The sequence below is a fragment of the Streptococcus sp. ELY_137 genome (assembly GCF_058314515.1).
The window spans coordinates 23,351-46,886 of sequence record NZ_JBZFUL010000001.1; the positions used below are offsets into that span (position 1 = coordinate 23,351).

24 protein-coding genes are annotated in these 23,536 nt (G+C 42.8%); 19 read left to right on the forward strand and 5 right to left on the reverse strand.

Translation table 11 applies throughout. The annotated features are described in order from the left end of the window. The first annotated feature begins 34 nt into the window (after positions 1-34). From AC4HAO_RS00115 to alsE, 13 genes are all read left to right on the forward strand, one after another. The gene (locus AC4HAO_RS00115) at positions 35-661 is read left to right on the forward strand and encodes an NAD(P)-dependent oxidoreductase (RefSeq protein ID WP_491134193.1); all 627 of its coding nucleotides are present in this window, start codon (positions 35-37) and stop codon (positions 659-661) included. Positions 662-950: 289 nt separating this feature from the next. Further along, a complete protein-coding gene (locus tag AC4HAO_RS00120) occupies positions 951-1,367 on the forward strand; it encodes an SRPBCC family protein (protein ID WP_491134194.1) in 417 nt (138 codons plus the stop codon). After that, positions 1,364-1,822 carry a MarR family winged helix-turn-helix transcriptional regulator gene (locus AC4HAO_RS00125; RefSeq protein ID WP_491134196.1) on the forward strand — a complete coding sequence of 153 codons (459 nt, stop codon included), beginning with the start codon at positions 1,364-1,366 and terminating at the stop codon, positions 1,820-1,822. The genes AC4HAO_RS00120 and AC4HAO_RS00125 overlap by 4 nt, the downstream gene beginning before the upstream one ends. Continuing rightward, positions 1,815-2,225, forward strand: a complete 411-nt coding sequence (locus AC4HAO_RS00130) for an EVE domain-containing protein (protein ID WP_491134197.1) — start codon at positions 1,815-1,817, stop codon at positions 2,223-2,225. The genes AC4HAO_RS00125 and AC4HAO_RS00130 overlap by 8 nt, the downstream gene beginning before the upstream one ends. Before the next feature lie 284 nt (positions 2,226-2,509). Continuing rightward, on the forward strand, positions 2,510-3,427 hold the full coding sequence (gene glyQ, locus AC4HAO_RS00135; RefSeq protein WP_491134198.1) for a glycine--tRNA ligase subunit alpha: 918 nt from the start codon (positions 2,510-2,512) through the stop codon (positions 3,425-3,427). Between the two features lie 195 nt (positions 3,428-3,622). After that, entirely contained in the window at positions 3,623-5,659 is a 2,037-nt protein-coding gene (glyS, locus tag AC4HAO_RS00140; RefSeq protein ID WP_491134199.1) for a glycine--tRNA ligase subunit beta, read from the forward strand. 48 nt (positions 5,660-5,707) lie between these two features. After that, positions 5,708-5,965, forward strand: a complete 258-nt coding sequence (locus tag AC4HAO_RS00145; RefSeq protein WP_491093381.1) for a DUF896 family protein — start codon at positions 5,708-5,710, stop codon at positions 5,963-5,965. 200 nt (positions 5,966-6,165) lie between these two features. Next, positions 6,166-7,641: a BglG family transcription antiterminator gene (locus tag AC4HAO_RS00150; protein WP_491134200.1), complete on the forward strand. Its 1,476-nt coding sequence runs from the start codon at positions 6,166-6,168 to the stop codon at positions 7,639-7,641. Next, entirely contained in the window at positions 7,631-8,056 is a 426-nt protein-coding gene (locus AC4HAO_RS00155) for a PTS sugar transporter subunit IIA (RefSeq protein WP_491134201.1), read from the forward strand. Before AC4HAO_RS00150 ends, AC4HAO_RS00155 begins: the two co-directional genes overlap by 11 nt. A 60-nt stretch (positions 8,057-8,116) precedes the next feature. Continuing rightward, a complete protein-coding gene (locus AC4HAO_RS00160; RefSeq protein ID WP_491134202.1) occupies positions 8,117-8,566 on the forward strand; it encodes a PTS sugar transporter subunit IIA in 450 nt (149 codons plus the stop codon). A gap of 116 nt (positions 8,567-8,682) precedes the next feature. After that, on the forward strand, positions 8,683-9,117 hold the full coding sequence (locus AC4HAO_RS00165; protein WP_491134418.1) for a PTS fructose transporter subunit IIB: 435 nt from the start codon (positions 8,683-8,685) through the stop codon (positions 9,115-9,117). Positions 9,118-9,132: 15 nt separating this feature from the next. Beyond that, positions 9,133-10,236 carry a PTS fructose transporter subunit IIC gene (locus tag AC4HAO_RS00170; RefSeq protein ID WP_491093349.1) on the forward strand — a complete coding sequence of 368 codons (1,104 nt, stop codon included), beginning with the start codon at positions 9,133-9,135 and terminating at the stop codon, positions 10,234-10,236. 21 nt (positions 10,237-10,257) lie between these two features. Beyond that, on the forward strand, positions 10,258-10,947 hold the full coding sequence (gene alsE / locus AC4HAO_RS00175; RefSeq protein ID WP_491134203.1) for a D-allulose 6-phosphate 3-epimerase: 690 nt from the start codon (positions 10,258-10,260) through the stop codon (positions 10,945-10,947). 312 nt (positions 10,948-11,259) lie between these two features. Here the strand turns inward: alsE and AC4HAO_RS00180 are convergent, their stop codons facing one another. Together AC4HAO_RS00180 and AC4HAO_RS00185 are read right to left on the reverse strand one after the other, a co-directional pair. Further along, positions 11,260-11,751 (reverse strand): DUF3278 domain-containing protein, encoded by a 492-nt coding sequence (locus tag AC4HAO_RS00180; RefSeq protein WP_491134204.1) that lies wholly within the window; start codon positions 11,749-11,751, stop codon positions 11,260-11,262. After that, positions 11,748-11,954, reverse strand: a complete 207-nt coding sequence (locus tag AC4HAO_RS00185; RefSeq protein WP_491093352.1) for a helix-turn-helix transcriptional regulator — start codon at positions 11,952-11,954, stop codon at positions 11,748-11,750. Before AC4HAO_RS00185 ends, AC4HAO_RS00180 begins: the two co-directional genes overlap by 4 nt. A 917-nt stretch (positions 11,955-12,871) precedes the next feature. Here AC4HAO_RS00185 and uvrA point away from each other — a divergent pair. Beyond that, positions 12,872-15,697, forward strand: coding sequence for an excinuclease ABC subunit UvrA (uvrA, locus tag AC4HAO_RS00190; protein WP_491093353.1), 2,826 nt, complete (start codon positions 12,872-12,874; stop codon positions 15,695-15,697). Between the two features lie 164 nt (positions 15,698-15,861). Here the strand turns inward: uvrA and AC4HAO_RS00195 are convergent, their stop codons facing one another. Further along, complete coding sequence (locus AC4HAO_RS00195; RefSeq protein WP_491093354.1) at positions 15,862-16,419, reverse strand: hypothetical protein; 558 nt, start codon at positions 16,417-16,419, stop codon at positions 15,862-15,864. A 185-nt stretch (positions 16,420-16,604) separates the two neighbouring features. Between AC4HAO_RS00195 and AC4HAO_RS00200 the strand changes: the two genes are divergently transcribed. The 4 genes from AC4HAO_RS00200 (at position 16,605) to nusB (ending at position 18,639) form a co-directional block, all read left to right on the forward strand. Continuing rightward, entirely contained in the window at positions 16,605-17,060 is a 456-nt protein-coding gene (locus AC4HAO_RS00200) for a deoxycytidylate deaminase (RefSeq protein WP_447451892.1), read from the forward strand. A gap of 159 nt (positions 17,061-17,219) precedes the next feature. Beyond that, positions 17,220-17,780: an elongation factor P gene (gene efp / locus AC4HAO_RS00205; protein WP_447451893.1), complete on the forward strand. Its 561-nt coding sequence runs from the start codon at positions 17,220-17,222 to the stop codon at positions 17,778-17,780. Between the two features lie 51 nt (positions 17,781-17,831). Then, positions 17,832-18,218 (forward strand): Asp23/Gls24 family envelope stress response protein, encoded by a 387-nt coding sequence (locus AC4HAO_RS00210; protein ID WP_447451894.1) that lies wholly within the window; start codon positions 17,832-17,834, stop codon positions 18,216-18,218. Further along, positions 18,211-18,639 carry a transcription antitermination factor NusB gene (gene nusB, locus AC4HAO_RS00215; protein WP_447451895.1) on the forward strand — a complete coding sequence of 143 codons (429 nt, stop codon included), beginning with the start codon at positions 18,211-18,213 and terminating at the stop codon, positions 18,637-18,639. The genes AC4HAO_RS00210 and nusB overlap by 8 nt, the downstream gene beginning before the upstream one ends. 211 nt (positions 18,640-18,850) lie before the next feature. Here nusB and AC4HAO_RS00220 read toward each other — a convergent pair whose 3' ends face one another. Together AC4HAO_RS00220 and AC4HAO_RS00225 are read right to left on the reverse strand one after the other, a co-directional pair. Further along, on the reverse strand, positions 18,851-19,813 hold the full coding sequence (locus AC4HAO_RS00220) for a LacI family DNA-binding transcriptional regulator (RefSeq protein WP_491093355.1): 963 nt from the start codon (positions 19,811-19,813) through the stop codon (positions 18,851-18,853). Positions 19,814-19,821: 8 nt separating this feature from the next. Beyond that, positions 19,822-21,258 carry a sucrose-6-phosphate hydrolase gene (locus AC4HAO_RS00225; protein WP_491093356.1) on the reverse strand — a complete coding sequence of 479 codons (1,437 nt, stop codon included), beginning with the start codon at positions 21,256-21,258 and terminating at the stop codon, positions 19,822-19,824. Positions 21,259-21,471: 213 nt separating this feature from the next. On the opposite strand from AC4HAO_RS00225, the gene AC4HAO_RS00230 reads away from it, so the two are divergent. Further along, positions 21,472-23,427, forward strand: coding sequence for a sucrose-specific PTS transporter subunit IIBC (locus AC4HAO_RS00230; RefSeq protein ID WP_491134205.1), 1,956 nt, complete (start codon positions 21,472-21,474; stop codon positions 23,425-23,427). The last annotated feature ends 109 nt before the right edge of the window (positions 23,428-23,536 follow it).

The window sequence follows — 23,536 nt, forward strand, 5'->3', positions numbered from 1 at the left end:
AAAAGTTACAAGTAAATTATAAGGAGGCATTAGTATGAATATTGCAATTTTAGCGGCTAATGGAAAATTAGGGCGTTTACTTGTCCAAGAGGGTTTGGCAAAAGGATTGAGGGTAACGGCTGTTGCGAGGAAATCTAATCAAACATCTAGCCAGTATTTTCTTAAAAAAGATATCTTGGAATTGAGAAAAGAAGATCTAGCACCGTTTGACGTTATTATCAGCGCATTTGGAGTTAGCCAATTATCTGATTTGCATTTATTTTCTGCTACTCCCCAACACTTGCTGGATCTATTGCAAGAAGGTTACAAGCGCTTGATTATAGCAGGCGGTGCAGGAAGTCTTTATATTGATGAAGGACTGCGTTGGGTAGACGCTACAGATTTTCCTGCTGAACTCAAGCCACTTGCTCAAGCAGAAGATGATTCTTTCGCTCTTTTAAGAAGAAATCAAACAGTGAGATGGCTTTATGTTTCGCCACCTGCCGATCTAAGATTCGGTCAGCCCAAGGTGGGTAAAACGGTATTATCGGACGATCATTTGAGGTACAATGTTAGTGGTAAAAGTACTTTAACTTATACGGACTATGCAGAGGCTTTGATAACAGAAGCGCTTTCTTCTAAGCCTCATGTGCGGGAACATATTTCTTTTTTGGAATCTTAGGGAATGAAAAGAGAATGAGATTGGAAATAGGATGAACAGCGTTCATGGGATTAGATAGCCTCCAACAGTTTCCCAAACTGTTGGAGCTATCCCTTGCATGGCAGCTAAACAGTTTAGTGGACTATTTAAGGGGGCGCCTGAAAGTGGGCGCCCCAAGATAAGGACCGCCAGTCTAGTAAAACTAGGGCAAGATGAAAGAGGCAGAGATTTTTTGTACTGACCTCTTTTTCTTGACTTATATTATAAGTTAACTTATAATATAAATACTTATTAATGGGGAGGAGTTTTTATGAAATTTTCTTTTGAGTTGGCTGTTAATGCTAAAAAAGAGGACGTTTGGGTCTACTATTCTCAAATTGATCAGTGGTTTGTCTGGGAGGATGATTTAGAACAGATTACTTTGGACGGTGATTTCACTACAGGACAAAAGGGGAAAATGAAGTTGGAGGGCATGCCTGAACTTGCCTTCACTTTAGCTGAAGTGCGTGAAAGTCAGTGTTTTTCTGATGTAACAGCAACGCCTTTTGGCAATGTTCTTTTTGAACATGAGATACTTGAAAATCCTGCCGGTGGCATCAGTCTGAGACATTCCGTTTCTTTGACAGACGGCGATATGACAGAGGACGCTTTGACCTTTTTGAAACAGGTTTTTGACGATGTGCCAGAAAGCGTTGGAAAATTGAAACAGACTTTGGAGGCATCATGACAAAGACTTTTCATTCCCAATATGCGGACAACCACCAGGAATCGACGGGTCTTTTATTTGCTCGGGTCTACAATGCCTGGCATGGCCGAGTAAAAAAAGCTCTGCAAGACGTTAATCTGACACATCCGCAGTTTATTATTCTGACGAGTTTAGGAGCTTTGGAAACGAAACAAGATTGGATTACCCAAGTTACTCTAGCTACTTTTTCGGATATGGATGTGATGACGGTCTCTCAGGTTCTTAAGCTCCTGCTGAAAAAAGGCTTGGTTGAACGGCGGGAGCATCCGCAGGATAGTCGGGCAAAAGTTGTCTTTCTGACAGATGCAGGCAGAGAGTACATGAATCAGGCTTTACCTCTCGTTGAGGCGATTGATCAGGATTACTTTGGCCAGCTGGACAATCAGCTAGCGGACTTCAATCAACTTTTAATAAAATTGGAGGAAAGAGATGGTTAAATTTTGGGTCGGAGTGGTTTCGGAAAATCATGTCAAACGCGGTGTTGACGGCGATTTTTGTCAAGTTTGTCACGGCAAAGGCGGTCCCTTGAAACGCATGAAAAAAGGAGACTATCTGCTTTATTATAGTCCCAAGGTGGCGCTGGATTCTGATCAAAAGTTGCAGGCTTTCACAGCTGTGGGTAAAATGAAGGATGACAGGGTTTATCAGTTTGAAATGGCACCGGACTTTGTCCCTTTCAGGCGGGATGTTGAGTATTATAGGTCTATTCGTCCCTGCCCAATTGAAGTGGCAAGGCAGCACCCAGACTGGAAAATCTATGCCAGTCAGTTGCGCTACGGGCATTTTGAAGTCAGTCGAGATTTCTTTATGTCTATTTTTGAGTATATGAAAGCGAGGTAAGCCTAGACAATCCGTATCTTTTCTGCTACAATGTACCCCAAGAAGGAATGTTGTTTCAATCGTTTCTCTCAGCGAGTTCGGAATGGTGGAAGCCGAATAGAAAAAAGGAATAACTGGCGCTTTCTCTTAGTTGCTCAACTAAGTTTAATTGTAATAAAATGAAGTAATAAATTAGGGTGGAACCGCGTTTTTAACGCCCCTATGTCACATGGCATGAGGGTTAAAGACATGGTTCTTTTTGTATCCTGGCTTTGCCATTTAATAGAGGAAAAAGGAGGACAGCAATGTCAAAAAAACTAACCTTCCAAGAGATTATTCTTAGCCTACAACAATACTGGAATGATCAGGGTTGTATGCTGATGCAGGCTTATGACAATGAAAAGGGTGCGGGGACAATGAGCCCCTACACCTTCCTGCGGGCTATCGGACCTGAACCTTGGAATGCGGCTTATGTGGAGCCATCACGTCGTCCGGCTGATGGGCGCTATGGGGAAAATCCTAATCGCCTTTACCAGCACCACCAATTCCAAGTGGTTATGAAACCATCGCCAAGCAATATTCAAGAGCTTTACCTTGAGTCTTTGGAAAAACTGGGGATCAACCCTTTGGAGCATGATATTCGCTTTGTTGAAGACAACTGGGAAAATCCTTCAACAGGTTCGGCTGGTCTCGGCTGGGAAGTTTGGCTGGATGGGATGGAAATTACTCAGTTTACTTATTTCCAACAGGTCGGTGGTTTGGCGACAGGTCCCGTAACCGCAGAAGTTACATACGGTTTGGAACGCTTGGCCTCTTACATTCAAGAAGTGGATTCGGTTTATGATATCGAATGGGCGCCGGGTGTTAAATACGGTGAAATTTTCTTGCAGCCAGAATACGAGCATTCAAAATACAGCTTTGAAATCTCAGACCAAGATATGCTCCTTGAAAACTTTGACAAGTTTGAAAAAGAGGCCGGTCGAGCTTTGGAACAAGGTCTGGTTCACCCAGCCTACGACTATGTTCTCAAGTGTTCACATACCTTCAACTTGCTTGATGCGCGTGGTGCCGTTTCTGTAACGGAGCGTGCGGGTTATATCGCCCGCATTCGTAATTTAGCTCGGATCGTTGCTAAGACCTTTGTGGCTGAACGCAAAAAATTGGGTTACCCACTTTTGGACGAAGAAACACGAGTTAAGTTATTAGCTGAAGACGCAGAGTAGTTCAAATTAGGCATTTAAAAAGCGAACGTAGTGAGCTCCAAAGGAGATCTTTCGCTGTGGTGGCAGTGCGATTTATCGTACAAGGGAATCGGCGAGACCTTAGGCTCGAAGATTAGCAATGGAACACCGAAGGTGGTCGCTTGCGACCTCACCACCAAGAAAGATGTCAAAGAAAGGAACATTCGGAGAAAAAATATGACAAAAAATTTATTAGTAGAACTTGGTCTGGAAGAACTTCCAGCCTATGTCGTAACCCCAAGTGAAAAACAATTGGGTAAAAAAATGGCGGCCTTTTTGGCAGAAAATCGTCTGTCATACGACGCTATCCAAACTTTTTCAACACCGCGTCGCTTGGCAGTTCGTGTGATTGGCTTGGCTGATGCGCAAGCTGATTTAAAAGAGGATTTCAAAGGTCCTGCTAAAAAAATTGCCCTAGATAGCGATGGCAACTTCACCAAGGCTGCTCAGGGATTTGTGCGTGGTAAAGGTTTGACCACTGATGATATCCGCTTTGAGGAAGTCAAAGGTGTTGAGTATGTTTATGTGACTAAAAATGAAGCTGGCAAACCTGCTGAAGAGGTTTTAGCAGGCATCCCTGAAGTGCTTAATAGTCTTACCTTCCCAGTTAGTATGCACTGGGCTAAGAATACCTTTGAGTACATTCGTCCTGTTCACACCTTGACCGTACTTTTAGATGATAAAGCTCTTGATATGGATTTTCTCGATATCACGTCAGGTCGTATCAGTCGTGGTCATCGTTTCTTGGGTCAAGAAACTGAGATTGCTTCTGCAGATTCTTATGAAGATGTCCTTCGTAAAGAATTTGTGATTGCAGATAGCCTTGAGCGTGAGCGCATGATTGTGGAACAGATCAAGGCTATTGAAGCTAAGGAAAATGTCCAAGTTGATATCGATCCAGATCTTCTCAATGAAGTCCTTAACTTGGTTGAATATCCGACTGCTTTCATGGGGAGTTTTGATGAGAAATATTTGGAGATTCCAGAAGAAGTCCTTGTAACTTCCATGAAGAGTCATCAACGCTACTTCGTTGTCCGTGATCAGGAAGGTAAGCTCAGGCCTAACTTTATCTCGGTGCGTAATGGTAATGATGTCGCTCTGGAAAACGTCGTCAAAGGCAATGAAAAAGTGTTGGTTGCACGCCTTGAAGATGGGGAATTCTTCTGGCATGAGGATCAAAAACTTCGGATTGAAGATCTTGTGGCTAAGCTGTCTCAGGTGACCTTCCACGAAAAGATCGGCTCTCTGGCTGAACACATGGCGCGTGTTGGTGTTATTGCGGACTATCTTTCAAAACTAGCAGAGCTTTCATCAGATGAGGCGGCAGCTGTTGCTCGTGCAGCTGCTATCTATAAGTTTGATCTCTTGACTGGTATGGTCGGTGAGTTCGATGAGCTGCAAGGCATTATGGGTGAGAAGTACGCTCTTCTTGCAGGCGAAGAAGCAGCTGTTGCGACAGCCATCCGTGAGCATTATCTGCCTGATTCGGCTGATGGTGAGCTTCCAGAAACCAAGGTCGGTGCTGTTTTGGCGCTGGCTGATAAGTTGGATACGCTTCTCAGCTTCTTCTCAGTCGGTCTCATCCCAAGCGGTTCTAATGACCCTTACGCTCTGCGTCGTGCGACGCAAGGGATCGTCCGCATCCTAGATGCTTTTGGCTGGACCATTGCGATGGATGAGTTGGTGGACAACCTCTATGGTCTTGCTTTTGACAGCTTAACTTACGATAATAAAGCTGAAGTCCTTGATTTCATCCGTGCCCGTGTAGATAAGATGATGGGCAAGACACCAAAGGACATCAAGGAAGCGGTTCTCGCTGGCTCTACTTTTGTTGTATCAGACATGTTAGCTGCAGCGGATGCCCTTGTAGAGGCCTCGCAAAAAGACAGCTACAAACCAGCGGTTGAAAGCTTGTCTCGTGTCTTTAACTTGGCTGAAAAAGCTGACAGTGCTGCTACTGTAGAGGCTAGTCTTTTTGAAAATGAGCAAGAAAAAGCTTTGGCTCAGGCTGTTGCTGAGCTTGAGTTGGGTAAGGATGCAAGTGCAAATATTGAGCAACTCTTTGCCCTCAGTCCAGTCATTGATGCCTTTTTTGACAATACCATGGTTATGGCAGACGACCAAGCGGTGAAAAACAATCGCTTAGCTATCCTCTCAGACTTGGCTGATAAAGCCAGTCAAGTTGCAGCCTTTAATAAGTTGGCGACTAAGTAGGTGCTGGCGAAAGTGCTCTCGTAAAAATAATATAAGAAGGTGATGACAATAGATCCTAAAAAAATTGCTCGGATTAACGAGCTTGCTAAAAAGAAAAAAACGCAAGGCCTAACTGGCCAAGAAAAGGTGGAGCAGGCTGAATTGCGCAAGGAATACATCGAGGGTTACCGGCGAAATCTGCGTCACCACATTGAAGGTATCAAATTGGTGGATGAAGATGGTAATGACGTAACCCCAGAAAAACTCCGCCAAATCCAGCGCCAAAAAGGCCTGCATGGCCGCAGTTTAGACGACCCGAACAGTTGATGAGATAAGCATAGGTTAGCGATTTTCGCTGGCCTTTTTGCATACCCAAATGTAAGCGGGTTGTCGAGATTTTAAAACGCTTTTGTAAGAATGGGTATTTAAAGTGAGGATAAGAAAAAAATGACCGTTGCAATGGCCATTTTTTAATAAGCGGACTTTTTTAAAAGCTATAGAATAAAGGTGTAAGTGGGGAAAAAATTATGGTTGAAAGTCGGAAAAAAATTGATGAGCTTCTCTTCTTTTTGAGCCAGCAATCAGATTACGTGACGGCTAGTCAATTAGCTCAGGCTCTGGGAAGATCAGAAAAGACCATTTATCGGATGATTAAGTCTCTCAATCAAGAGCATAACGGTCAGTTGATTGTTTCTCAAAAGGGCAGGGGGTATTGGCTGAATCAAGAAAAATACCTGACCTTTACTCAAAGATCCTATCTTCTTCATGATGACGTAACGGTTGAGAATAGACAGGAACTGATCTTGGAGCGTCTTTTGCTTAGAGCACCCAAAGGTCTGGCGCTCTATGATTTGTGCCAAGATTATTTTGTCAGCGAATCTGTTATTCAAAAGGATAAGCTGGAGTTACAAAAACTTTTGAATGACTATCAATTACGTTTGCTTAGTCGGGGGCGTACTCTCTCTATTCATGGAGAGGAGCAGAATATTCGCCGGGCTATTGCGGATTTGGTCCCAACGTTTAGAACAATTGATTTGGAGCAATTATCTCTTGGAAAAGATCAAACGATTGATAGGGAGGTGGCTAGCTTTATTCGGGCTGAGCTTCATTCTATTGAACAACATCTGCAAGCAGTTCTTCCCTACCCTTATGATGTTAATGTTTTTTCCCACTTATATATCATGATTATGCGTTCTAAAAAGGGGAAGATTTTCCTGGGAACCCATCAACCTCTTCAGAATTTTGAAGAAACGAACTCCTTGATGAAAGAAAGCTGGCGAGTCATTCAGGATGTTAGAGAAAAATTAGGGATTAGTGTTGATGATAGTGAAGTCTATCATCTCTATCAATATTTGATGGCTTCCCACTTTCAGGATATTCATGAGTCTGCTCCGATTTATTTTTCGCAGCGAACGTTGACAATTACTCACTTCTATTTCGAGCAGATACTTCCCGATAGAGGACAGGCTATTATAGAGGATTCTCCTATCTTTGTCGACTTGGCCAATCATATTAGTCCCATGCTCAGGCGTTTGGACCACAAGATTCGGATAAAAAATGCCATGCTGTCGGATATACGATTGACCTATCCTCAAATTTTTGATCGGGTTCGCCGCGTTTCAGAAGCAGTCAGTCAACGGTATGGTTTTCCAACTATTAATCTGGATGAAGTTGGTTTTATTACCCTCTACTTTGCTCGCTATCAAGAGACTCAGTCACCGCCGATTCCTACTTTAATTATGTGTACTTCTGGCATTGGAACCTCAGAGTTGCTTCGCTCCAAGATTGAACAGCAATTTGGCGATTTAGCCATCTTATCGGTTCTGCCCTATCGAGATTTGGCCGATGTCAGTCGGCAATATCCAGAGGCCCAGCTGTTAATTACAACCGTTAATGTAGCGATACCAGAGAATATGACCAAAATCCTAGTCAGTGCCTTGATGACGGAGGATGATCAGAGGCGTATTCGGCGAAAGATTGAGGAGATTCGCTATGGCCACTAATCTTTATGACATTCACTTAGATCTAGCTCTGGCTGGTCGGGAAGAGGTCTATCGGTGTCTAGCAACGGAGCTTGCAAAAGATTCCTCCATTGATCAGTCAGCTATTTTGGAGGCCTTGGTCTGGCGGGAAAAATTGGGTAGTATTGAGATTGCACCGGGAGTAGTCTTGCCCCATATTGAACTTCCAGGTCTAGCCAACCGCATCATTATTAGCAGACTGGCATCAGCAGTCAACTGGTCTGAGACTGTTAATCACGTCCAGCTGGTACTTACTATTGCCTTGGACAGTCAGACCTGTAGTACCGAGCAATTCGCTATTCAGACCTTTGTGCGAAAGTTAGCCGATGAGCACTTTATTAATCAATTGAGGAAGGTGGATTTAAAACAGTTGGAAATCATGCTAGAAAATTTATGAAGCTGGTTAATAGGCTATGTCTGGTCTTTTCTCGGAAGTCATTATAAAAAGGAGAAATTTATGGAAGTGACAGATGTGATTGATGAAAACTTGGTATTGACAGATCTCACTGCTAGAAGCAAGGATGAGGTATTGCGAAAGCTCTGCCAGCAGCTGGAAGAGCAGGCCTATCTGGAGGATGCCGATGGTTTTTTAGAGGATGTCTATTTGCGTGAAAAAGAAGGGCAGACAGGCATCGGTAATTTTGTGGCGATTCCCCATGGTAAGAGCGAAGCGGTTAATAAAATTGGAGTTGCCATTGCCATTAACAAGTATGAAATCCCTTGGGAAAGCTTAGATGGTAAGGGGGTCAAAGTAGTGATTCTCTTTGCCGTTGGCAATGACACTGACAATGCTCAAGAGCACCTAAAACTTTTAGCGCTCTTTGCTAAAAAATTGGGCAAGGATAGGGTGGTTGAAAATCTTTTAGCGGCTCAGTCGGTTGAAGATGTTGTTGCAGCCTTTGCCTAAAAGGAAATAAATGGAGTTGCTTGGGGTTCTTGATTGAGGCAAGCAAAATTTAGACCAGAACTGAACTCGCCTACGACACTGTGCAAAAAGATATGCAACGGTTTCAGTCTTAGCTGATTACAGGTGCAGAGACTTTTAAGTATACAGCCTTCCTAGATATCAAGCATCTGCGTCTGCTTTCCCATTTTGCTGTGTGTCACTTAACACTTTTGTATTTTAAAGAAAGGAAATTATTTATGAAAATTGTTGGAGTTGCAGCTTGTACGGTAGGTATTGCCCACACCTATATTGCTCAGGAAAAACTTGAAAATGCTGCTAAGAATGCAGGGCATGATATCCATATTGAAACTCAAGGAACCATTGGAGTTGAAAATGCGTTAACAGAGCAGCAAATTCAGGAAGCGGATATCGTTATTTTGGCTATTGATGTCAAAATTTCGGGGATGGAGCGATTTGAAGGAAAAAAGGTCATCAAGGTTCCAACAGAAATTGCCATCAAGTCACCTAATAAACTGTTAGAGAAGGCTTTTGAGATAGCACAATCTCAATAAGGGAGGAGCAGATTTATGAAAGATACATGGAAAAAATTAAATCTAAAAGGGCATCTCTTGACTGCTATTTCTTACTTAGTTCCAATTGTATGCGGGGCTGGTTTCCTTGTCGCCATTGGTATGGCTCTTGGCGGTACCGCACAAGATGCCTTGGTTCAGGGGAAATTCACCTTTTGGGATACCTTGGCTACGATGGGAGGGAAAGCGCTAGGGCTGTTACCTGTCATTATTGCAACGGGAATTGCTTATTCTATCGCGGGTAAGCCAGGTATTGCACCGGGGTTTGTTGTAGGCTTATCAGCTAATGCGATCAGTGCTGGCTTTCTGGGTGGTCTCTTAGGCGGCTACTTAGCTGGCTTTTTGGCCTTGGGGATTCTAAAAACTTTTAAAGTTCCCGAATGGGCCAAGGGGTTGATGCCGACGGTCATTGTTCCTTTGCTGTCATCCCTAATTTCTGGCTTGCTGATGATTTATATTGTTGGTATTCCGATTGCGGTCTTTACTGATTGGTTGACGACAGCTTTGCAAGGCCTTAGTTCTTCTTCCATGTTAGTATTTGGTCTAGTTGTAGGTTTTTTGAGTATTGTTGATTTCGGCGGACCGATCAATAAAACGGTTTACGCCTTTACCTTAACCCTTCTAGCGTCGGGAGTAAAAGAACCGGTTACGGCCCTGCAATTAGTTAATACTTCAACGCCTATTGGTTTTGGTTTTGCTTATTTTGTAGCTAAACTACTCCGTAAGAATATTTATGGCAGAGAACAGATTGAAACCTTGAAATCCGCAGTACCCATGGGTGTTCTGAACATTGTTGAAGGAGTTATTCCTATTGTTCTGAATGATATTGCGCGTGCGATTACAGCAGCGGCGATTGGTGGTGCTGCTGGTGGTGCGGTTTCCATGGCTATGGGAGCAGATTCGACGGTTCCGTTTGGAGGCTTTCTGATGATTCCGACGATGTCACATCCCTTAGCTGGTGTTCTTGCGATTATTGTTAATGTATTGGTGACTGGTGTTATCTATGCCTTCATTGCCAAAAATAAAACGGCTGATGAATTAACAGCTGTTTCAGAAATTGAAGAAGAGGATATCAGTTTAGATGATATTGAAATTTTATAGAATGAGAGGTAGGAACCCTATATGGCACATGTTCATTTTTCACCATCACTAATGTGTATGAACCTCGATAAGTTTACTCAGGAAATCACTTTTTTGAATGATCATGCTCAGTCTTATCATATTGATATTATGGATGGTCATTTTGTTCCGAATATTACACTTTCGCCTTGGTTTATTGAGGAAGTAAGAAAGCTCAGTGATTTGCCAATGTCAGGTCACCTGATGGTGACTGATCCTACCTTTTGGGTGGATCAGCTAATCGCTATTAGGTGTGAGTATATCTGCATGCATGCAGAAGTTATTAACGGTCTTGCTTTTCGCTTAATTGACCGTATTCATGCTGCTGGACTAAAAGCTGGTGTTGTTCTCAATCCGGAGACGCCAGTTAGCACCCTCACCCCTTATATTGATTTATTGGACAAAATCACAATTATGACGGTAGATCCAGGTTTTGCAGGACAGCGTTTCCTAGAAACTGCTCTAGAAAAAATAGTTGAATTAAGGAAATTGCGTCAACAGTATGGTTATCATTACTTGATTGAAATGGACGGTTCGTCCAGCCGTAAGACTTTCAAGAGGATCGATCAGGCTGACCCCGATATTTATGTCATTGGCCGCAGTGGTCTCTTTGCAGTCACGGATACAATTGAAGACTCTTGGGCAAAGATGTGTCAGGATTATCAAGATATGACGGGGAAAACGGTAGAATAAGAGAATCAGAAGGAGTCTGGGACAAAAGTCCAGACTCTTTAGCATTATCCTAGATTTACCAGATCGACGCAGTGGCTGGGAGTAAGATTTGTTGGCTAGGCCAGTTTAGTCTTACCCCTGCACAAATTCATTAGATGTTTTAGCACCGATGCCCCCTCCCTACTGCTGGCTAGGTTTTCCTTTTACCACAAGGTCAAAGCGGAAAAACTAAATGAATGTGATAAACGTCGTTCGTCTGTGTGCAGGGTGGGAATACGAACCAAAATTTTCAATTTTGGGGTTGATCCCCCTTCTTTTGATAGCCGTATTTCGTTATTTTCTTGAAATAGTCCCTCTAAAAAAGAATGCCATTATGAAAGCCCAGATGAGTGCTTGAGCAATGGTTTTCACTGAGAAAATGTGGCTAAATCCACTCGTAATCGCATTAATAATCCAAAAAATGATGGCAAAGTATATAAAGCATTTGATAGGGGTATTCCAGAAAGCTTGCTGGCGCTTTTCAGTGTCATTTAGTTCATCAGTTTCAACCTTTGTGATGTCGCTGCCATCATATCTCATGTAAACGATAAAAAAGGTGAGAAGGAGCAAGAACGTTAGTGCGGCAGGGTAGGCAATAGCTATGGCGAGAGGGTATCTATCGGTCAACATAACAACGAAGATATCCCCCACAAAAATAAAGGTGGCTAAGCAGATAAAAACCATATTTCCGATAGCATTGGCCTTTTGCAGTTTAAATTCATCCAAGGGACCGCGGATACCATAGAAGCGCTTGATAAGTTTGGTGGTGAAGGTGTCTTTTTTCATAGCGAATGCTTTCCTTTCTCTTTCCAAAAGAGTTGATTGAGGTCGGTATTCAAAGCCCATGCTAGACGCAGACAGAGGTCCAGCGAAGGGTTGTATTTATCATTCTCAATCATGTTAATGGTTTGTCTAGAGACGCCGATTTCCTTAGCCAGAGCCAACTGTGAAATACCAGACTTTAATCGGTAGTGTTTGACGTGGTTCATAACTCTCCTTTTGTCGTATATAGCTGACATTTGTACTATATCACAGAACACTAAAGTAGTCAATTATATTTGACATTTATTTAGCTTATTTAGAAACGAACGAGAACTGCCATATTTCATTTAGGTTAGACTGACTTTATTCTGCTATAATAAAGAGTTGTAGGATGTTGGAATAGCCTTGTATGTTTTAACCATTGAATTTGGGCTAAATCCTAGGACAAAAGAACGGGAAGTCTTGTATGAAATCATAATGTTCTATAATGTCTCGCAGTGGTTGGGAGGTTTGCTATGCTAACTGAGTCTTACCTCTGCAAGTTCATTGGGTGCTTTAGCACCAATGAGTCACTGCGCCAATCTGGTAAATCTAGAATAATGCTAACGAGTCTGGACTTTTGTCCCAAACTCGTAGTAAAACAAATGCTTTTGCATTTAGCTTCACTCTGCTCGTTATATTTTAGAAAGGAAATGAACCCGCCTACACTTCTGTGAAAAAAGACTCCCTTTCCTAGAATCTTATGATTCTTCGTCCTTTTTCACAGTAGTTGATTGGTAACTCTTGTCGTATGCACGACAGCGACTTCCCTAATCAACCTTGTGGCGGTGTTACGACGCTACCACAGATAGCTATAGCACTCGCTATTTTTCTTTGGAGTGCTTAACGGCTTGGCGACACGAAAAAACTTCGGTCGATATTAACGAAGTTTTGAAGTTAGTAAGGGGCATAGGGAACTACTATAGGAGTTCCCGTAGTAAAGCGAATGCATTTGCATTTAGTTTTACTTTGCCCGTTATATCTTAGAAAGGAAATGAACCCGCCTACGACTCTGTGGAATTAGATAAAAACTCCTAGGTGTCTTTTCACCTGCGTCGATGTTCCTAAATTCCTTTGAGTCGTTTAACGGCTTGGTATCTTAGTTATGCAAGATAAGTTAGTAATTCATGGGGCGCGTGCCCACAATTTGAAAGATATAGATGTAGAAATTCCGCGGGATAAGCTGGTGGTGGTGACTGGTTTGTCTGGATCTGGTAAATCCAGTCTGGCTTTTGATACTATCTACGCAGAAGGGCAGAGGCGCTATGTGGAGAGTCTGTCAGCCTACGCCCGTCAGTTTTTGGGCAACATGGAAAAGCCTGATGTAGACAGTATAGACGGTCTTAGTCCAGCTATTTCTATTGACCAGAAAACTACCAGCAAGAACCCGCGTTCAACCGTTGGTACAGCTACTGAAATTAATGACTATCTGCGTTTACTTTATGCGCGTGTAGGGGTTCCTTACTGTCCAAATGGTCATGGAGAGATTTCCGCCAGCTCGGTTGAGCAGATTGTTGATCAGGTTCTGACACTTCCTGAACGCACTCGCATGCAGATTCTGGCACCTGTGGTACGTCGCAAGAAGGGACAGCACAAGACGCTCTTTGACAAGGTTCAAAAAGAGGGTTATGTTCGCGTGCGCGTGGATGGTGAGGTCTATGATGTGACCGAGGTACCTGAGCTATCTAAGTCCAAGATGCATAATATTGAGGTGGTCATTGACCGTCTGGTTAACAAAGAAGGTATCCGCAGCCGTCTCTTTGACTCTGTCGAAGCGGCACTTCGGATTGCGGATGGCTATGTCATTATCGACACTATGGATGGCAATGATCTTCTTTTTTCGGAGCATTATTCCTGTCCAGTCTGCGGATTTACCGTTCCTGAGTTAGAACCGCGTCTTTTTTCTTTCAATGCTCCTTTTGGGTCCTGTCCAACCTGTGATGGCTTGGGGATGAAGTTGGTGGTCGATATGGATCTTCTCATTCCGGATCCTAGCTTGACTTTGCGTGAGGGAGCTCTTGCGCCTTGGAATCCTATTTCTTCCAATTATTACCCAGCCATGCTGGAGCAGGCCATGGAAGCATTTGGGGTTGATATGGATACACCGTTTGAGTCCTTGCCAAAAGAACAGCAAGATTTAGTGCTCTATGGATCAGACGATCGCGAATTTCATTTCCATTATGTCAATGACTTTGGTGGTGTACGCGATATTGATATCCCCTTTGAAGGGGTTGTCAATAACGTCAACCGCCGTTATCATGAGACCAATAGTGATTTCACCCGCAATGTTATGCGAGGTTACATGAATGAGCTGACTTGCGCGACTTGTCACGGCTATCGTCTCAATGATGCTGCGCTATCGGTCAAGGTGGGTGGTGAGACCGGCCTTCATATCGGTCAGATTTCTGATCTGTCTATTCAGGACCAATTGGCTCATCTAGGACACTTAGTTTTATCAGACAATCAAGAAACCATCGCAGCACCTATTTTGAAAGAGATTAGAGATCGTTTGACTTTTCTAAATAATGTTGGCCTTAACTATCTAACTCTTTCCCGTGCCGCTGGGACCTTGTCCGGCGGTGAAAGTCAGCGGATTCGTTTGGCTACTCAGATTGGTTCTAACCTCAGTGGTGTCCTCTATGTCTTGGACGAGCCATCTATTGGTCTTCACCAGCGGGATAACGATCGTCTGATTGCCAGCCTGAAAAAAATGCGTGATCTAGGCAATACCTTGATTGTGGTTGAGCATGACGAAGATACTATGCGACAGGCCGATTGGCTGGTGGATGTCGGTCCGGGAGCAGGTCATTTTGGTGGTCAAATTGTAGCTTCAGGTACTCCAGATCAGGTTTCTAAAAATAAGAAATCTATCACTGGACAGTACCTATCTGGTAAGAAGGCCATTCCTGTCCCATCTGAGCGCCGTTCAGGCAATGGCCGTTTTGTTGAAATTAAGGGAGCTAGCGAAAACAATCTCCAAAATATCGATGTCAAGTTCCCACTTGGAAAATTTATTGCAGTGACAGGTGTCTCGGGGTCTGGGAAGTCTACTCTGGTTAATAGTATTTTGAAAAAAGCCATGGCGCAAAAGCTCAATCGCAACTCGGAAAAACCAGGTAAACACAAGGCTATTGAAGGTATTAACCATATTGAGCGCTTGATTGATATTGATCAAAGTCCGATCGGACGAACTCCCCGTTCCAATCCGGCTACTTACACAGGTGTTTTCGATGATATCCGTGATCTCTTTGCCAAAACCAATGAAGCTAAGATTCGTGGTTACAAGAAAGGACGCTTTAGTTTCAATGTCAAGGGTGGTCGTTGTGAGGCCTGCTCTGGCGATGGCATTATTAAGATTGAAATGCACTTTTTGCCAGATGTCTATGTTCCTTGTGAAGTTTGTCATGGTACCCGCTACAACAGCGAAACGCTTGAGGTCCACTATAAGGAGAAAAATATTGCTGAAATCCTTGATATGACCGTTAATGATGCAGTGGATTTCTTTGCGCCTATTCCAAAGATTGCCCGCAAACTCCAAACGATTAAGGATGTGGGGTTGGGCTATGTTACGCTAGGTCAGCCGGCTACGACTCTATCAGGTGGTGAGGCTCAGCGTATGAAGCTGGCCAGTGAACTCCATAAGCGTTCGACTGGGAAATCTTTCTACATCTTGGATGAGCCGACAACAGGACTCCATACTGATGACATTGCCCGCTTGCTTAAGGTGCTGGAACGGTTTGTTGATGAAGGAAATACGGTTCTCGTTATTGAACACAATCTAGATGTCATCAAAACTGCTGATTATCTTATCGATCTTGGTCCAGAAGGTGGTATCGGCGGCGGTACTATCGTTGCAACCGGAACACCAGAAGAAGTTGCTCAAAATGAGCAATCTTTTACTGGTCGATACTTAAAAGAAAAATTGAAATGAAGTAAAAAACGTCAGTGTTGTAGTGCTTGCAGAGCATAGCCAACGCTGACGCTTTTATTTATGTTTTTAGTCGGTATAAAAAATGGAATTCTTCACCGCTTAGCAAGAGTAAAAGGATTGGAGAAAATGGATCTCCGCCTGTCGATCTCTGTCTCAGTTTTCCTCTAATAACTTATTGACATGCCGATTAAAACCAAAATGAGAATAAGGAAGAGGAAGATAATAGGAAGAGCTAATCCAATGCTGTTAAGGATAATTTCTGTCTTATATTTATGGGGTTTATTATTTTGAACGAGAGAAAGGATTAGGCCGATAATGCCCAAAATGAAGCCGATAAAGACAAAGTATAAACTTAAATCTAAAATGATAGATAAGATTCCTAGAACTAGGGGAGCCTGAGACTTAGCCGGCTGTGGCATTTGGAAGGACTGAGGATAAGGTGGCTGTGTGGGTTGTTGAGGCTGTTGATAGAAGTATTCCTGCTGCTGTTGTAGGTAGGTTCCATTTGGTTGTTGCTGGGTATTTGGATTTTGTTCTTGGTAATATTGCCCTTGTTGCTGCCACTGGGGATATGGGGCTTGCTCTTGATAAGCAGTTCCCTGCTGTCCCTGAGGGTAGGTTTCTTGTGCTTGGGGTTGTTGATTTGGGATCTGCTCTGATGGCTGACTTTGCCCGTTTGGTTCTTGTGGTATTTGAGATTGAGGGAATTCTGGTTGGGTCATTTTGGTTCTCCTTGACTAATATTTCTGCTCTCATTTTATAGACTCTGTAAAGTTTTGTCAAATGACGACTCTGCACTCCATTGTAGACGCGGGAGGCGCGGAGATGGTATACTAAATATTATTGCTGAGCTTTATTGGGCTTTGAAAGCGTAGCGCTAAGAGATGTGTAATGAGGAGGACGAAGGATGTCGGAAAGATTATCGTGGCAGGACTATTTTATGGCTAATGCGGAACTGATTTCTAAGCGATCGACCTGCGATCGTGCTTATGTTGGTGCTGTTTTGGTCAAAGATAAACGAATTATTGCCACCGGCTATAACGGCGGTGTATCTGAGACAGATAACTGTGACGAAGTTGGACACTACATGGAGGATGGTCACTGTATTCGAACTGTTCATGCAGAGATGAACGCCCTCATTCAATGTGCTAAAGAAGGGATTTCGACTAAGGATACGGAAATTTATGTGACGCATTTTCCCTGCATTAACTGCACTAAGGCCCTGTTACAGGCAGGTGTTAAAAAAATTACCTACAAGGCTAATTACCGCCCAAGTGCTTTGGCAGTCGAATTGATGAAGCAAAAGCAGGTTGAATATGTTCAGCATGATGTTCCAGAGGTGTCCCTAGGGATGAATCAGTGAGCGCCTGCCTAGAAGTAAGATTAACCCTCTATTTCCTATCAAAACAGTGCTTTTATGCCCTGTGTAAGGCTATTAGAGTATTCTTAAAAAATTTGAGTATCCCTTGTAATTATGATAGAATGAAGTGATAATTAAATTTAATAAAGGGGTAGTTAAAACATGATTGAAGCAAGTAAGCTCAGAGCTGGTATGACGTTTGAAACGGCTGATGGAAAGCTGATCAAGGTGCTTGAAGCCAGCCACCACAAACCTGGTAAGGGTAATACAGTTATGCGCATGAAGCTGCGTGATGTACGTACTGGTTCAACTTTTGATACGACTTACCGTCCAGAAGAAAAATTCGAACAGGCTATTATTGAAACGGTACCTGCACAGTATCTTTATAAGATGGACGACACTGCCTATTTCATGAATAATGAAACTTATGACCAGTATGAAATTCCTGTTGCTAATGTTGAAAATGAATTGCTCTATGTTTTGGAAAATGGTGAGGTTAAAATTCAATTTTATGGAACAGAAGTTATCGGAGTGCAAGTACCTACAACAGTTGAGCTGACAGTGACAGATACTCAGCCATCGATTAAAGGGGCAACGGTTACTGGTTCAGGTAAGCCGGCTACTTTAGAAACTGGTCTTGTAGTCAATGTACCGGATTTCATTGAAGTGGGTCAAAAGTTAGTGATTAATACGCAAGAGGGAACTTATGTTTCCCGTGCTTAATGATGAGGCAAGCGTATCAGATTTATAGAAAAAACTAGAAAGGACAGACCTATGGCAGAAACAATCGGAGACATTGTCATTGCTCCGCGTGTGCTTGAAGTCATCACGGGGATTGCAGCGACAAAGGTTGAGGGGGTCTATTCTCTTAATAACAAGGCCGTGACAGATAGCATCAGTAAGACCACACTCAGTCGGGGGGTCTACCTAACGACCAAGGAAGGCGATAAGGTAACCGCTGATATTTATTTACAACTCCAATATGGAGTGAATGTACCGGCTGTCTCAATTGAAGTTCAGCGTGCTGTTAAATCAGCTGTTTATGATATGGCTGAAGTAGAGATTTCAGACGTCAATGTCCATGTAGTCGGTATTGTCCCCGAAAAGACACCTAAACCGGATATGGCTGCTTTGTTTGATGAGGATTTCTTAGATGACTGATTCAAGACGTAACTTACGTGAGCGTGCTTTCCAGGCTATTTTTAGTTTAGAATTCGGTCAAAGTGACTTTCTCCAAGCAGCTGAGTTTGCTTATAGCTATGATAAGGATTTAGAGAACAGACAGGAAACAGAGGTTCCTGCCTTTCTTCTGAACCTTGTTAAGGGTACTGTTGATGAGCGTCCAGAGATAGACGATCTTATCGTTGAAAATCTAAAAAAAGGCTGGTCTCTGGAGCGTCTAACCTTGACAGACCGCAGCCTTCTGCGCTTGGGTTTGTTTGAAATCAAATATTATGATGAAACACCTGAACGTGTAGCTTTAAATGAGATTATCGAGTTGGCTAAGTTATATTCAGACCAAACATCAGCCAAGTTTGTCAATGGTATCTTGACAAAGTTTGTGGAAGAAGAAGCTTCGTAACGACGTTAACAAATAAATAAAACTCGGGGAAACAAAATTTATTAGTTAGTTTCCCCGAGTTTTTATTATGAGAATTTTAGCCCGTTTGGCCTCCTATGGTGCAAGGTAAGAGAGGTCGAAATAAACATCTAGAATTTTAACCTGCGCTGATTCAATATAGTAGTATATAAAAGAGAGTAATGAGCACTTGGAACTCATTACTCTTTTGTATTTATAGGGATTTTCCTGTCAGCAAGCTGATTGGAAGAATGTAGCTTTCTTGAACAGGATGCCCTTCAATCTTAGACAGAAGAACATCTACTAAGAGCTCTGCGATTTCTTTAATCGGCTGCTTGATGGTAGCTAACTGCGGAAAGTAATTTTCAACAAATTGAGTTCCATCGTAACCAACAATCTTAAGATCTTGTGGGATATTCAGTCCCAGATCCTCAGCTATTTTCATTGTCAGAATGGCAGTCATATCATCGGAGGCGAAAATACCATGAGGTTTTTCGTTGTTGAGGATCGTTTTAATTTCCATTTCTTTGCGGATAGCTGAATAATCGCTGGGAATATTAAAAACTTTGGCTTGTGGTAGAACAGCGTTAAAACCTTGACGGCGCAATCCTGTTGTTGAATTGGAATTGTCATTGCCAGTAAACATGATAATGTTATTGCAGCCAACCTTTTGTAAGGCGAAAGCAGCCATCTTGCCTCCTTCAAAATTATCTGATGAAACGACAGGGATATGCGGAGCAAGGTTACGGTCAAAAGCAACGATAGGAGCTTCCACTTGTTCGTAATCTTTGATATCCAGATTATGACTGGATGAAATGATGCCATCCACCTGATTGGCCGCCAGCATCTCTAAATATTCTCGCTCCTTTTGGGATTCATTTTGGCTGTTGCAGATAATGACCTTGTAGCCGTGATAAAAGAGAATGTGTTCCAAGTGTTCAATAATTTCAGCGTAAAAAACATTGCTGATTTTTGGGAAAATCAACCCGATCAGCTTTGAGGATTTGCCTTGCAGTCCGCGGGCTAAATTATTGGGCTTATAGCCTAACTGGCGCATAGCAGTATGGACTTTTTCCTTGGTCTTTTCAGATAGATAGCCTTTGTTATTGATGACACGTGATACAGTTGTTGGACTAACTCCAGCTAACTCTGCAACATCTGTTAGTTTTGCAACCATAGGCTTATTTACGCTTTCAATTCAAAGTATGATCCAGCCGGTTGACCAGATAGGATTTTGATACCGGATTGTCCTTTTTCGGGGAAGACACGGCTGGTAAAGACTTTTTCTCCTTTGTTGATAAAGATTTCTACGATTGAGTTATCAACAAAGATATTGGCAGTCTGAGCCTGTTCAATACGGCATTCACGACTGGTACCAAAGTCGGTTGCATACTGGATTCCAGCTTTAGAGCGGTCTAGTGTGACAGTACCGGTGGTATTATCGACCGTCAGTTTTAGCCCTTGCCCTTTTTCATCTGCAAAGAGTAGAAGCTCTGTTTTTTCCTTTGCTTTAAAGTTGACTTCTAATTCGTAGGTGTTTGAGGTCTCAAGCATATTTGTCAGCCTGCCTTGTGATGAGCGCAGGGAAGTGATGGCAGGTACGGGATACTGGTAGAGTTTGCCATTCTTGATAGTTAATTCTTTAACGAGGCTCATAGCTCCTTGATAATTGTATTGGTCGGTTGGGTAGTCGATATCAGGGAGACCGATCCAGCTAACGATCAAGGCACGGCCATCTGGAGTGTTAAAACCTTGGGTAGCATAAGCTTCAAAACCATAATCAAGGTTGCTAATTTTAGAAGCACCTATCAGGGCAGGTTGGTTTGTGTCAAACGTTTGACATATCTTATAGGTGTTAGGGTAGATGTTATCATAGCTCAATTCAGTTTTGCTCAGCCCCTGTGGACTGTAAAGCAGAACTGGCCTGTTATCAACAAATACTAGGTTAGGACATTCAATCATATATTCAGAGCCTGTCCCGCCAAAGTCCAAATTGCCGACTTCCTGCCAGTTGTAAACATCATTATCAAGAGCTTTGTAGAGTTTGATGAAGCCTTGTTTATTTAAGCTTTGAGCACCAACAATCGCATAAAACTGGTCTTGGTATTTAAAAATTTGGGGATCGCGGAAGTGTTCGGTGACATCGTTTGGCTGTGGAATAAGGACGTCTGTAAATTTCTCGATCTTACCATTTTTATCCATCCAGGCCCCAATCTGCAGAGGGTCGCGAACCCAATTTTCATCGCGGACATTGCCGGTGTAAAAGAGAAAGAGTTTATCACCAATTGGGTAGGCGGAACCAGAGTAAGCCCCGTGGCTATCATTTTTGTTATCAGGTTCAAGAGTGACACCTGTCTCTTCAAAATGAACTAAATCGCTTGATTGGGTGTGTACCCACTGTTTTAAACCGTGCGCAGCTCCAAAGGGCCAATTTTGGTAAAAAAGGTGAAACTTTCCATTAAAATAGGAGAAACCATTAGGGTCATTTAGCAGCCCGGTTTTTGGCTCAATATGGTAGTGGGTATGCCAAGGGGATTCGGCTACCTTAGCCCTGATTGCTGCACGTTCTTCCTGGGTCCAGTCAGCATAGGGGCGGTAGCGTACCTCTGTTGGTAGATTCATAATTGTTTCCTCCGATATAGGTCGATCATCTGTCAAAAGATGTCACTTCTTTAACATAGTAAAGGTTTTCAAAAAAAAAATCAAGGTGTAACTCTGCAATAAAAATAAAAAGTATGTAAAGCGGTTGACATATTTTGTTGAGTGTGATAAATTAGGAAATGTAAAAAAGCGTTTTCAAAAATGAGATGCTAAAAAATTAAAAGGAGTTACGCTATGGATTATTCTAAAGTAGCTGCTGACGTCATTAAGGCGGTCGGTAAAGATAATCTTGTCGCTGGAGCTCACTGTGCAACTCGCCTTCGTCTGGTTTTGAAAGACGATAGCAAGGTTGATCAGGAAGCTCTTGATAACAATCCCGATGTTAAGGGAACTTTCAAAATGGATGGCCAATACCAAGTGATTATTGGTGCTGGTGATGTTAATCATGTTTATGCTGAACTGATTAAGCAAACGGGTCTGAAAGAAGTTTCAACAGAAGAAGTTAAGCAAATTGCTGCTCAAGGGTCCAAGACCAACCCAGTGATGGCATTTGTCAAGATGCTTTCTGAAATTTTCGTCCCAATTATCCCAGCTCTCGTCGCTGGTGGTTTGTTGATGGCGGTTAACAATATTTTCAAGTCTCCGGATTTGTTCGGACCCCAGTCACTTGTTGAACAGTTTCCGCAAATCTCTGGTGTTTCTCAGCTTTTGACAGTTTTGGCTGATGCGCCCTTCATCTACATGCCAGTTCTTATTGGTATTTCTACTGCCAAACGCTTTGGTGGTAACCAGTTCTTAGGTGCGGCTCTGGGCTTGATGATGAGTTCGCAAGAGCTCAATGAATTCGTAGCTAAAGCAGCAGATTTCTCTCTTGACTGGAACTTCTTTGGTTGGACGCTTCATGCGCAACAGTACACATCGCAAGTTATTCCTGCCATTATTGCTGTATGGTTGATGTGTGTCGTTGAAAAATGGTTCCATAAGCATTTGCATTCAGCAGTTGACTTTACCTTCACGCCGCTTCTGACGATGATTATTACTGGTTTCTTGACATTTGCTGTTATTGGACCGGTCTTTGGTCAAGTATCTGATTGGGTAGCCAACGGTTTGGTTTGGCTGTATGATACGCTTGGTTTCCTTGGTATGGGTATTTTCGGTGCCTTCTATACCCCAATCGTAGTTACCGGTCTGCACCAATCCTTCCCTGCTTTTGAAACCATTCTTTTGAACTCTTGGAAAGATGGTCAAGGTTCAGGTGATTTCATCTTTGTTGTTGCCTCAATGGCCAATATGGCTCAAGCAGCGGCAGCCTTTGCAGTCTTTACTTTGACGAAAAACTCTAAAACAAAAGGTCTCTCAAGTTCCGCTGGTATTTCAGCCCTTCTTGGTATTACAGAACCTGCAGTCTTTGGGGTTAATCTGAAATACCGCTTCCCATTCTTCTGTGCTTTGGTGGGCTCAGCAGTCTCTGCAGCTGTTGCGGGGCTTCTTAGAGTCATTGCAGTATCACTTGGTTCGGCTGGTGTGCTCGGTCTTATCTCTATCTATCCTAAATCAATTCCATTCTATCTAATTTGTGAAGTTATCTCATTTGTCATTGCATTTGCGATTACTTATTACTATGGTAAAACAAAAGCGGCTAATGTTTTTGCAGCCGAAGCAGCCGTTGCAGCAGCTGAAGCTGATGTAGAAGAACACAACGAGGTTGCTGCTGCAGACAAACCAGCGGCAGAGGTAACTGAAGAAACCATTTATGCTCCGCTTGATGGTAAAACCGTTGATCTCTCTGGTGTCAATGATCCAGTATTCTCGTCGGGTGCTATGGGGAAAGGAATTGCTGTAAAACCTAGTGGAAATACAGTTGTTTCACCAGTTGATGGCTTAGTACAGATTGCCTTTGAAACTGGCCACGCTTATGGTCTAAAATCAGATAATGGCGCTGAAGTCTTAATTCATATTGGTATTGATACAGTCTCTATGGATGGTAAAGGTTTCGAGCAAAAAGTCAAGGCTAATCAAAAGGTTAAGAAAGGTGATGTTTTGGGAACATTCGATTCAGAAGCTATCGCTGAAGCTGGCCTTGATAATACTACAATGGTTATCGTCACGAATTCAGCTGACTATGCTGAAGTTACCCCTGTGGCTAATGGTGATGTCAAAGCTGGTGCTGACTTGATTGCTGTTGAATAAGATGGTTATCAAGATAGTCTATTGATAATAGATGAGGAGGTTGGGCTGATGTCTCAGCCTCTTTCTTGTTGGCAGCAACTCAATTATCATTGATTTATAGTCCCAATTT

Bases quoted from the DNA above. Each gene is read 5' to 3' on its own strand.
- AC4HAO_RS00115 (WP_491134193.1), top strand. From the start codon at position 35: ATGAATATTGCAATTTTAGCGGCTAATGGAAAATTAGGGCGTTTACTT.
- AC4HAO_RS00120 (WP_491134194.1), top strand. From the start codon at position 951: ATGAAATTTTCTTTTGAGTTGGCTGTTAATGCTAAAAAAGAGGACGTT.
- AC4HAO_RS00125 (WP_491134196.1), top strand. From the start codon at position 1,364: ATGACAAAGACTTTTCATTCCCAATATGCGGACAACCACCAGGAATCG.
- AC4HAO_RS00130 (WP_491134197.1), top strand. From the start codon at position 1,815: ATGGTTAAATTTTGGGTCGGAGTGGTTTCGGAAAATCATGTCAAACGC.
- glyQ (WP_491134198.1), top strand. From the start codon at position 2,510: ATGTCAAAAAAACTAACCTTCCAAGAGATTATTCTTAGCCTACAACAA.
- glyS (WP_491134199.1), top strand. From the start codon at position 3,623: ATGACAAAAAATTTATTAGTAGAACTTGGTCTGGAAGAACTTCCAGCC.
- AC4HAO_RS00150 (WP_491134200.1), top strand. From the start codon at position 6,166: ATGGTTGAAAGTCGGAAAAAAATTGATGAGCTTCTCTTCTTTTTGAGC.
- AC4HAO_RS00155 (WP_491134201.1), top strand. From the start codon at position 7,631: ATGGCCACTAATCTTTATGACATTCACTTAGATCTAGCTCTGGCTGGT.
- AC4HAO_RS00160 (WP_491134202.1), top strand. From the start codon at position 8,117: ATGGAAGTGACAGATGTGATTGATGAAAACTTGGTATTGACAGATCTC.
- AC4HAO_RS00170 (WP_491093349.1), top strand. From the start codon at position 9,133: ATGAAAGATACATGGAAAAAATTAAATCTAAAAGGGCATCTCTTGACT.
- alsE (WP_491134203.1), top strand. From the start codon at position 10,258: ATGGCACATGTTCATTTTTCACCATCACTAATGTGTATGAACCTCGAT.
- AC4HAO_RS00180 (WP_491134204.1), bottom strand. From the start codon at position 11,751: ATGAAAAAAGACACCTTCACCACCAAACTTATCAAGCGCTTCTATGGT.
- AC4HAO_RS00185 (WP_491093352.1), bottom strand. From the start codon at position 11,954: ATGAACCACGTCAAACACTACCGATTAAAGTCTGGTATTTCACAGTTG.
- uvrA (WP_491093353.1), top strand. From the start codon at position 12,872: ATGCAAGATAAGTTAGTAATTCATGGGGCGCGTGCCCACAATTTGAAA.
- AC4HAO_RS00195 (WP_491093354.1), bottom strand. From the start codon at position 16,419: ATGACCCAACCAGAATTCCCTCAATCTCAAATACCACAAGAACCAAAC.
- AC4HAO_RS00200 (WP_447451892.1), top strand. From the start codon at position 16,605: ATGTCGGAAAGATTATCGTGGCAGGACTATTTTATGGCTAATGCGGAA.
- efp (WP_447451893.1), top strand. From the start codon at position 17,220: ATGATTGAAGCAAGTAAGCTCAGAGCTGGTATGACGTTTGAAACGGCT.
- AC4HAO_RS00210 (WP_447451894.1), top strand. From the start codon at position 17,832: ATGGCAGAAACAATCGGAGACATTGTCATTGCTCCGCGTGTGCTTGAA.
- nusB (WP_447451895.1), top strand. From the start codon at position 18,211: ATGACTGATTCAAGACGTAACTTACGTGAGCGTGCTTTCCAGGCTATT.
- AC4HAO_RS00220 (WP_491093355.1), bottom strand. From the start codon at position 19,813: ATGGTTGCAAAACTAACAGATGTTGCAGAGTTAGCTGGAGTTAGTCCA.
- AC4HAO_RS00225 (WP_491093356.1), bottom strand. From the start codon at position 21,258: ATGAATCTACCAACAGAGGTACGCTACCGCCCCTATGCTGACTGGACC.
- AC4HAO_RS00230 (WP_491134205.1), top strand. From the start codon at position 21,472: ATGGATTATTCTAAAGTAGCTGCTGACGTCATTAAGGCGGTCGGTAAA.